This is a genomic window from Pseudorhodoplanes sp. (assembly GCF_035565795.1).
In the GTDB taxonomy this organism is placed as follows: domain Bacteria; phylum Pseudomonadota; class Alphaproteobacteria; order Rhizobiales; family Xanthobacteraceae; genus Pseudorhodoplanes.
This window is the reverse complement of the sequence record NZ_DATMRV010000151.1, coordinates 1-9,061: the sequence shown is the minus strand read 5'-3', so window position 1 is coordinate 9,061 and position 9,061 is coordinate 1. Positions and strand designations below refer to the sequence as shown.

The 9,061-nt window shown below is 60.8% G+C and carries 7 protein-coding genes and 1 pseudogene; 7 read left to right on the top strand and 1 reads right to left on the bottom strand.

Translation table 11 applies throughout. From position 1 onward, the window contains the following. Positions 1-60: 60 nt before the first annotated feature. Positions 61-253 (bottom strand): annotated as a pseudogene (locus tag VNZ93_RS13705) (isoprenylcysteine carboxylmethyltransferase family protein); the annotation flags it as partial. Positions 254-838: 585 nt separating this feature from the next. Between VNZ93_RS13705 and VNZ93_RS13700 the strand changes: the two are divergent. The 7 genes from VNZ93_RS13700 to VNZ93_RS13670 form a co-directional block, all read left to right on the top strand. Continuing rightward, positions 839-1,327, top strand: a complete 489-nt coding sequence (locus VNZ93_RS13700) for a spore coat U domain-containing protein (RefSeq protein WP_325705813.1) — start codon at positions 839-841, stop codon at positions 1,325-1,327. A 15-nt stretch (positions 1,328-1,342) separates the two neighbouring features. Continuing rightward, complete coding sequence (locus tag VNZ93_RS13695; protein ID WP_325705810.1) at positions 1,343-2,050, top strand: molecular chaperone; 708 nt, start codon at positions 1,343-1,345, stop codon at positions 2,048-2,050. Then, entirely contained in the window at positions 2,025-4,478 is a 2,454-nt protein-coding gene (locus VNZ93_RS13690; protein ID WP_325705808.1) for a fimbria/pilus outer membrane usher protein, read from the top strand. The genes VNZ93_RS13695 and VNZ93_RS13690 overlap by 26 nt, the downstream gene beginning before the upstream one ends. Positions 4,479-4,482: 4 nt before the next feature. Continuing rightward, entirely contained in the window at positions 4,483-5,445 is a 963-nt protein-coding gene (locus VNZ93_RS13685) for a spore coat protein U domain-containing protein (RefSeq protein ID WP_325705806.1), read from the top strand. A gap of 487 nt (positions 5,446-5,932) precedes the next feature. Then, complete coding sequence (locus VNZ93_RS13680; RefSeq protein WP_325705805.1) at positions 5,933-6,958, top strand: BMP family protein; 1,026 nt, start codon at positions 5,933-5,935, stop codon at positions 6,956-6,958. Between the two features lie 31 nt (positions 6,959-6,989). Continuing rightward, positions 6,990-8,513: an ABC transporter ATP-binding protein gene (locus tag VNZ93_RS13675; protein WP_325705802.1), complete on the top strand. Its 1,524-nt coding sequence runs from the start codon at positions 6,990-6,992 to the stop codon at positions 8,511-8,513. Positions 8,514-8,515: 2 nt separating this feature from the next. Next, positions 8,516-9,061 (top strand): ABC transporter permease subunit (locus tag VNZ93_RS13670; RefSeq protein WP_414710073.1); only part of this gene is annotated, 546 nt, incomplete at its 3' end.

Sequence of the window (9,061 nt, the reverse complement as noted above, 5' to 3'; positions counted from 1 at the left end):
TTCGCTCGTCAAGCAGGTGTTCGCCTCGCGCCACGCGCTTGCGGTGGCACGAGGCGACTTTTATGCGACCGGCCTCGTGTCCATGCGTGAATCACTCCGAGCTCCGGCAACACAGTGCCAACGCGATCGCGCGTCGTTTCGATATTGATCTCCAAATTCACGTCAAATCCCGCTCCTCGCGCTTGATCCCGATGAAGATATGGGCAGTGGTCACAATTGCGAACAGCAGATGGCCAGCCGTCATTGAAGGAGCCGACCGTAGACAAACGCCATGGCCTTTTTCATGATCTTCTCTTGATGCATATCGAATGACAAGCACACCCGTGAGAACCGCCTTCGGCCCGCCGCGTCAGCGGGTTTCGGAAGTGGTCGAACTCGATCACATCCACCGCGCGCGAGGCGGACCGACACGCAGGATCGCTTTCGCGTTCCAGCTGCCATTACGTGCGTTCTAGCGCGTCAACTTCTCGGGCATCACGCGGCGCTCGCCCCCGCCGCGATGCAGCCCCATGTCGGCCAGCAGCCCAACAGGCGGACCGCGTTCGTTTCCGGTGACGCTGCCTGAGCAAAATTGCGACGCTCCGCCATCACTTTCACAGAATTTGTTCAGCCGCTCTGTCGCCGATCTTCAATGGATAACAAAACTGAGTCACCCATAAATAAAATCTCAGAAGCATAACTTTCTCGAATTTCAACCGAGAACTGTCGAGCAACGCGTCTTGTAATCAAGGCAATGAGGCGCACAGCGCAACACAGTGCGGCGTTATCTTGAAACAGCAACAGTCAAATGTAGAATAATTCTGCAATTGATTCGCGCATGAATTTCCTAGGGGGACCAATGAGGAAAGCATTAGTCGCGACCGTTGTTCTACTGGTCGGCTTAAGCTTCCTGACAATCGGTGCAGTTGCCCAAGTCGCGACTGCGAACCTTTCGGTTCAGATCACAATAACCGCGGGGTGCCTCTTACAAAACGTCAACAACATCAACTTCGGACCTCATGCATTGCTCTCGTCCAATGTCGACGCGACCGGCTCGTTCGAAGTTCTTTGCACCAGCGGCGTCCCGTACACGGTGTCGTTGGATGGCGGCGGCGGCGGCTCGATCAATTCGCGCCGGATGGAATCGGGGGGCGAACAAGTCAGCTATCAGCTCTACTCAGACCCGGCGCGTTTACAAATCTGGGGCGAGACGCTCGGCGTGGACCGTGTGAGCGGCACAGGCAGCGGTGTCGCTCAGTCACTGACCATCTATGGCCGGGTCCCTTCGCAGACGACGCCTCCGGCCGGTACATACACCGACACGGTGACGATCACTCTCAATTACTAAGACCGAGAGGCCGCGATGACGAAGGCCGTTTTCGTATTGCTAGCGGTCGCGATCACCAGCACAGCGCACGCCGCCTCTCTCCGTATCGCTCCAATTTCAGTCGAAGTAACCGAACCAGCGAAGACCGTCGCCGTCACTCTTCGTAATGAGGGCGACACGGCGATTACCGTGCAGTCTCGGATCATGCGCTGGAGCCAGTCCAACGGCGAGGACCGCCTGGAACCAGCCAACGGTGTCGTCACAAGCCCGCCGATAGGGACCATCGCGCCTGGCGCCGAGAACGTCGTGCGCATCGTGCGTATCGATACCAGAAATGCCGCGGGTGAAGAGAGCTATCGTTTGATCATCGATCAACTGCCCGATCCAAAGGAGCGAAAGCCCAACTCCGTGAATCTGCTGATCAGGCACTCCGTTCCTGTCTTCTTTTCAGCCGCCGATTCCACGAAATCGCGACTGACCTGGACCGTGAAGCGAAGCGGAGGGAGCATTCTGGTTTCGGCGACAAATTCAGGCGGATCTCATATCCGTATTTCCGATTTCGGCCTCAAGACTCGGGATGGCAAAGAACTCGCCAGAGCGAGCGGGCTTGTTGGTTATGTATTGCCCGGGTCCACGGTGCGGTGGCGTTTTGCGTCGCTTCAAAACTCCTATTCCGGCGTCGCGAATATCGTAGCGCGAAGTGGATCTGGCCCCATCCATGCGCAAGTCAAGGTCGATCGCTAACACGATCGGACTGTTTCTATCCGTCGCGATTGGTCTTTCGACAGACCGCTCGCATGCCGATCCGGCACCTGATGCCGACGACCTGCATGTCCAAGCTTTGCATGTCCAAGACCTGCAAACCGAAAACCTGCGAGCTCAAGCTTCGCGGGCTCAGGACCTGCAGCTCGAAGTCTTCATCAACGGAGAACCGCGCAATCTCATCGCATCCTTTCGGCAAAATGCCGACGGCACGTTCTCGATCTCGGCGCGACAATTCCGCAACATTGGGCTTGTTCCAGCCGCCAATGCGACATCGGCAGATGGCTATGTGCTGCTCGAGCGCTTGTCGAATGTATCCTATCGCTACGACGCCGCGCGCCAGACCATCCACTTCACAGCGTCCGATGATGCCCGCGTTGTGCGCATCATCGACATGAGACGAAAGGATCGCGCCGACCTGCAGCCGGTCTCGGGTACGGGGGCGCTGGTGAACTATACGATCTATGGAAGCCTGCAAAGCGATCCGCGGCAATTCGGCAGAAGTGCGTATCGTGGCGTCTCCGGATATTTCGACTCGCGGGTTTTCTCACCGCACGGAACGCTGACAAACTCCGTTATCGGCCGCGTCGATCAAGGCGATGAACTGCCGAACTTCACGCGCCTGGATACGCGATGGAGCTATTCGGACCCGGATAGCCTGACGACCACAGTCGTCGGCGACTTCATTACGCGCGGACCGAGCTGGGCTCGTCCGGTGCGGATGGGAGGCTTCCAAAGACGTCATAATTTTTCGATCAGGCCGGACCTGATCACCATGCCGGTGCCAAACCTGTCGGGATCGGCAGCGGTTCCGTCGTCGGTCGATGTGCTGGTGAACAACTCCAGGGTCTATAGCGGTCAGGTGGGATCCGGCCCGTTTCGGGTCGACAATCTGCCCGTTGTGACCGGCCAGGGAACCGCCCGTCTTCTCATTCGAGACGCGTTGGGGCGCGAGACCGTCCAGGATGTTGCGTATTACGCCTCGCCGGATCTTCTTAGGCCGGGATTGACCGATTATTCCTTCGAGGCGGGCTTTGCACGTCGTTGGTACGGGATCGAGTCCAACTCCTATGACAAAGACCCGATGCTCTCCGGCAGTGGCCGCGTCGGCGTGTCGGATACATTCACGCTCGAGGCCCATGCCGAAGCAACCGATAACCTGGTGAATGGCGGTGTGGGCGGCGTGTTCGGGCTAGGCACATTCGGGATTGGCTCGCTCGCCTTCGCTGCAAGCAACCACCGCGGCGGCACCGGCTTCCTCGCAAACGCTTCCATAGAGGCGCGCTCGCAAAATTTCAGCGTGTACTTGCGAAGTCAGCGGACCTTCGGCGACTATATCGACCTCGCTGCCGTTTCCGCCTCGTCAAGTTACGACGCGCACTATCCAGGACAATGGCTGGCGCTGCCGCCAAAAGCGATTGACCAGGTCTCGCTTTCGCTTCCGCTTGGTTTCGACCGGTCATCCGTCAATCTGTCCTTCACGCATCTGGAAACCGCGATTGGAGACACATCACGAATCTTCGGCCTATCCTACAGTCGCGCGGTCCTTGCGAACGGAAACGTATTTGTCTCCGCCTACAAGGACATTGACCGCGAGAGTTACGGCGTATTCGGGGGACTTTCGTTCGCGCTGAATGACCAAACTTCGGCGATGGCGGCCGTTCAATCATTGGATCGGCGGCCGGCATTCACGGCGGAAGCAATGCGTCAGATGAGCGGGGCGGTTCACGATTATGGATGGCGCCTGCGCGGCTCGACAGATGATGCCTCGAATGCAGTTGCCGCTGCCTACCGGCTGCCGAGCGCAAGAATCGAAGCCGGTGTCCAGGGCGGCACCCGGAGCGCCAACGCCTTCGGGCAGGTCGACGGAGCGGTGGTCATGATGGAAAAAGATATATTCCTGACCAACAAGATCGACGATGCCTTTGCCGTCGTCGATGTCGGTGCGCCGGACGTCACCGTCAGTCATCAGAATCGCGTGGCCGGAACAACGAACGCGTCGGGCAAGGTTCTGGTCCCCGCGTTGCAATCCTGGATAAAGAACGAAATCGCAGTCGATCCTGCTACGCTTCCGATCGATATTGATCTCGAACGTGTGCGCCAGAAGGTCGTTCCGGCACAGCAGTCGGGTGTCACCGTCAAGTTCGAAGCCAGGCCGGGCAACCGGTCCGCGCTTGTCAGTCTGCGTGGCGCCGACGGGCGCTTTATCGAGGTCGGATCGACCGCGAGCCGGGAGGGCGGTGCCGGCAGTTGGGTTGTCGGTTACGACGGTCAGGTTTTCATCACGGATGTCGAGGCCGCCAACACGATTGTTGTCGATCAGCCGAATGGCCGCACTTGCCGCGCTTCGTTCCCGTTCGAACACAAACCCGGTGAGCTCGCACGCATTGAAAATGTGATTTGCCGGTGATCAAATGAAACGGCTTCTCCTCCTCGTCATTTTGCTTCTCGTGACCTGTCAGGCCGCGCAGGCACAGCAATGCGCCGCCAATACCACGATCACGTCGCCCATTTCCTTCACCGGAATTGACATCCTCAGTGGTGGCCATGTCGACACCACAGCAACCCTCACCATTCAATGCACCGGCCTGATCGGATTGATGCAGGTCTGTCCGAGCTTCAGCGCAGGAACCGGCGGCGCAAACGGATCGACGTCGCGGCACCTAAAGCGTGTCGGAGGCACGGAAACCATCAACGTCCAGCTTTTCCAGGATGCGGGCTATTCGATCCCATGGGGCTCATTGACGGACCCTTCGCTTGGCACAGTGCCCGCGATCGGCGTTGTGCTTGTGCTGGGCCTTGGCGGAACTGCGACGCAAACCGTCTATGCGCGGCTTTTCGGCAACCAGCAGACGGCCGCGCCGGGCACCTATACGTCGACGATCGACATGTCTTTACGTTTTGGCGCGGTATCTCTGCTGACAGGCTGCAACAGTCCGTTGCTGACCTCGACCCAGAACGGTCCCTCGTTCCAGGTTCAGGCGACTGTTCCGAAGAGCTGCCTTTTGTCGGTGCAGGATCACGTCAATTTCGGCGCGGTGCCGTTGCTCAATTCGAACATAGACACGCAGGGGAGCCTCGCGGTCCAGTGCACCAACACCACGCCCTATAACATTGCGCTGAGTGCCGGTAACGGCACGGGTGCAACCGTGACCGACCGCAAGATGACCGGCCCCGGCGGAGCCACGGTGAATTATCAAATCTTTCGTGACAGCGGGATGTCGCAAAACTGGGGACAGACAATCGGCAGCGATACCTACGCCGCGACCGGGAGTGGCCTTCTGACGCTGAAGCCCGTCTTTGGTCGTGTCCCTCCGCAAACCACGCCAGCGGCGGGCACCTATAACGATACGCTGCTGGTCACGCTGACCTATTGATCGATGCTTAAAGTGCCTCGACTGAAATCCGTGCCGCGCCCGCCGCTAGCGAGGACCTGGCATCGAAGAAACTGATGGTCCGCTGTCGACAGCTGGAACTTGAACTTCAATAACCCGATGCGGGCGGATATCCCCCCCGCGAATTTGCGTCGCCTGAGCCCGTTAAGGCGCTGGGCGGCGGTTCACTCGATTATTTCCTTGATGTCGTTGAGCGTGGGCAGTGTTCCGCCCGCACGAGTTTCAAGCCGGCCCTGTCAGTCCCCAATCCGGCCCAATGTGCACTGCCCCAGGCTGAAGCAATCCCGCCAACCGCAAGTACTTGGCGGCTTTGGCCAGACAAAATGCACGTCTGAGCTGAAAACGCGACGGCCCCCCCGATTGGCGCAATGCTCAGGTGAAATCGGGAACGCTTCTTGCATGAGACCGACCGAACGGGCGTTCGACGGCGAAGCCTGTTGGTCAGACCCCGATTTCCAGGAGCTTTCGCATGGGAAAGAGCACACATAAACCGCATTGGCTGAAACTGGCGGGGACCGCCGCCGCATTTGCCGCGGCCCTTTGGGCCATGCCCGCAAATGCTCAGGACAAGGCGGCCTTCCTCTTCCCCGGCAGCATCAACGACCAGAGCTGGAATGCGCAGGGCTATGCCGGCGCCGAAAAGCTGAAATCACTCGGCTGGCAGATCGGCTATACCGAAAACGTACCGGCGGCCGACATGGTGGAGGCTCTGCGCGACTATGCGCGGCAGGACTACAAGGTGGTTGTCGGCCATACCGGCCGCTTCCTGTCGGCGGCGCAGCGCGTCGGACCGGACTTCCCGAAGACCCTTTTCATCGTCGGCTCCGGTTCCGCGGGCGCCGGGGACAACGTAACTTCCATCGACTACGACAACGCGCAGTTTGGCTATCTTATGGGCGTTCTTGCAGCGCGCATGAGCAAGACCGGCAAGGTCGCGTCGGTGAACAGCCTTGAAGGCCTGCCCAACGTGGTCGCGCAGGTCGGCGGCTTCCGCAAGGGCGCGAAGAGCGTCAATTCAAACATCGAAGTGAAGGTCGTCTACATCAAGGGCATGGAAGACGCCGCAGAGGCGAAGGAAGCCGCGCTCTCACTGATCGCGGGCGGCGCCGACTTCATCTTCGGCAAGCTCAATGCCGGCCAGGCCGGCCTCATCCAGGCGGCCAAGGAGAAGGGCGTTTATGCCAGCGGCCGCTCGTTCGGCCACACCGCCATCGCACCGGACAACGTGCTGACCAATATCATCGAGAAATGGTCGGACATGTATTCGGCAGCGGCCGAAGCCAGCAAGAAGGAAAAGGTCGGCGGACAATACAGGCTGTACGGCTTCAACACGCCGGGCTCGACCGGCGCCGAGTTGCGCATGAGCGCCGACAGGGCCTTCAACGCCAAGGTGCCCGAGGCGGTGATTGCCGAGATCGACGGCCTGCAGAAGAAATTCGCCTCAGGCGAATTGAAGGTCTCGGTCACGCGCGACGACGCGCGCGGCGGCAGCTGACGCACGATACGCCTCCGCCGGGAAGCCCGTGATGCTGAAGATGCGCGGCATCTGCAAGAGCTATGGCTCGGTCCGCGCCAACCGCGACATCGATCTCGATGTTGCGGCTGGCCGGATCGTCGGCCTGCTCGGCGAGAACGGCTCCGGCAAGAGCACGCTGATGAAGGTGCTGTTCGGCATCGTGGCGGCCGATGCCGGAACCATCACCTTCAAGGACCAGATACTCGCGGCTCACAATCCGCGCATGGCGATCGCAGCGGGCCTTGGCATGATCCATCAGCATTTCACGCTGGTGGACGCCATGACCGTCACCGAGAATGTCATGCTCGGCTGGGATCGCGCCGGCTTCTGGCTGCGCCCGCAGGAGATCGCAGCTTTGATCCGGGATACCAGCCGCACCTACGGCCTCGATCTCGATCCGGACGCGGTCGTCGGCGATCTGCCGCATGGACAGCGCCAGCGCGTTGAGATCATGAAGGTCATTCTGCGCGGCGCCGAGCTTCTCATTCTGGACGAACCGACATCGAATCTCAGCCCGCCGGAAATCCGCGGCCTGCTCGATGTGATGCGGCGCCTGCGCGAACAGGGCCGCGGCGTCATCTTCATTTCGCACAAGCTCGATGAAGTTCTGGAGATCTGCGACGACATCGTGGTGCTGCGCGACGGCGAAGTCTCCGGCCGCCGCGCCGCCGAAGGTGCAACGAAGGCGGATCTCGCCCACATGATGGTCGGGCGCGACGTCACAAATACAATCGTGAAGACGGAACATGCGCCCGGAGCGCCGGTGCTGCACGTCGTGAAGCTCGGCCGACGCGACGAGAAGGGCCTGCAGCGGCTGAACGACATCTCGTTCTCGCTGCACGCAGGAGAAATCCTTGCCGTCGCCGGTGTTGACGGCAACGGTCAGTCCGATCTGGTCGATGTGCTGGCAGGCCTGCGTGACGCCACCGAAGGCGGCATCGATCTCGCGGGTCTAGACATCACGCGCCTGCCCGTCGCGGAACGGCTCGCGGCCGGCCTGTCCTATATCCCTGTCGACCGTGCCGCCACGTCGCTCGTGCCGGCGATGAGCGTCGCCGACAATCTCGCCTTGCGCGAATTCGACCGCACACCATTTTCCCGGCACGGCTGGCTGCGCCGGAGCGCCTTCGAGGAGCACACGCGCGAGCGCATGCAGCATTTCGGCATCCGTGCTGCGGGGCCGGATGCGCCAGCGCGCACGCTCTCCGGTGGCAATCAGCAGAAGATCGTGGTGGCGCGCGAGATCGGTCGCAAGCCGAAGGTGCTGATTGCGTTCCAGCCAACCTGGGGCCTCGATCCGGGCGCCACCCGTTTCGTCATCGATCAGCTGATCGCGTTGCGCGATGCCGGAGGCGCCGTCCTGTATCTCTCCGCATCCCTTGAAGAAGTTCTCATGCTCGGCGACCGTATCGCCGTGATGTATGGAGGCCGGCTCTCGAAGCCGGTGCCGCGCGCGAACGTCGATGTCACCGAGATCGGCCTGATGATGGCCGGTGCCGGAGCGATGGCGCAGACCGCCAGCCGGGCCGCATGAGCATGGCCACTGCCACCGACAGGGCGCGGGACAAGGATCCCGGCTTCCTCGATCGCGCGATGACGGCGCTCGCGTCAAGCAACGGCCTGCGAACCTTCCTGCTCGCATGCGCCGCGATCGGCCTCGCCCTCGCCGTCACCGGCCTGCTGATCCTGCTGGCCGGCAAGAACCCATTCTACGCCTATTGGGCGCTGATCAAGGGCGCCGTCGGCACCACAGGACGGCTTGCCTTCGCGCTCAACAAGAGCACGCCCTACATTCTCGCCGGAGTCGGCGTCGCATTTTGCTTCCGCGCCAAGGTGATCAACATCGGTGCGGAGGGCCAGATCGCGGTCGGCGGCATTGCTGCGACATACATCGCGCTCAATGTCCTCTGGCTTCCACCGTTCCTGCTGATTGCGCTTGCGCTCGTGGCCGGCGCGCTCTGCGGCGCCGCCTGGGCTGCGATCGCCGCGATCATCCGGCTCAAGCGCGGCGTGAACGAGGTTCTGTGCACATTGCTTTTGAATTTCGTCGGCGTGCTGCTGGTCGCGGAGGCCTTGCATGGC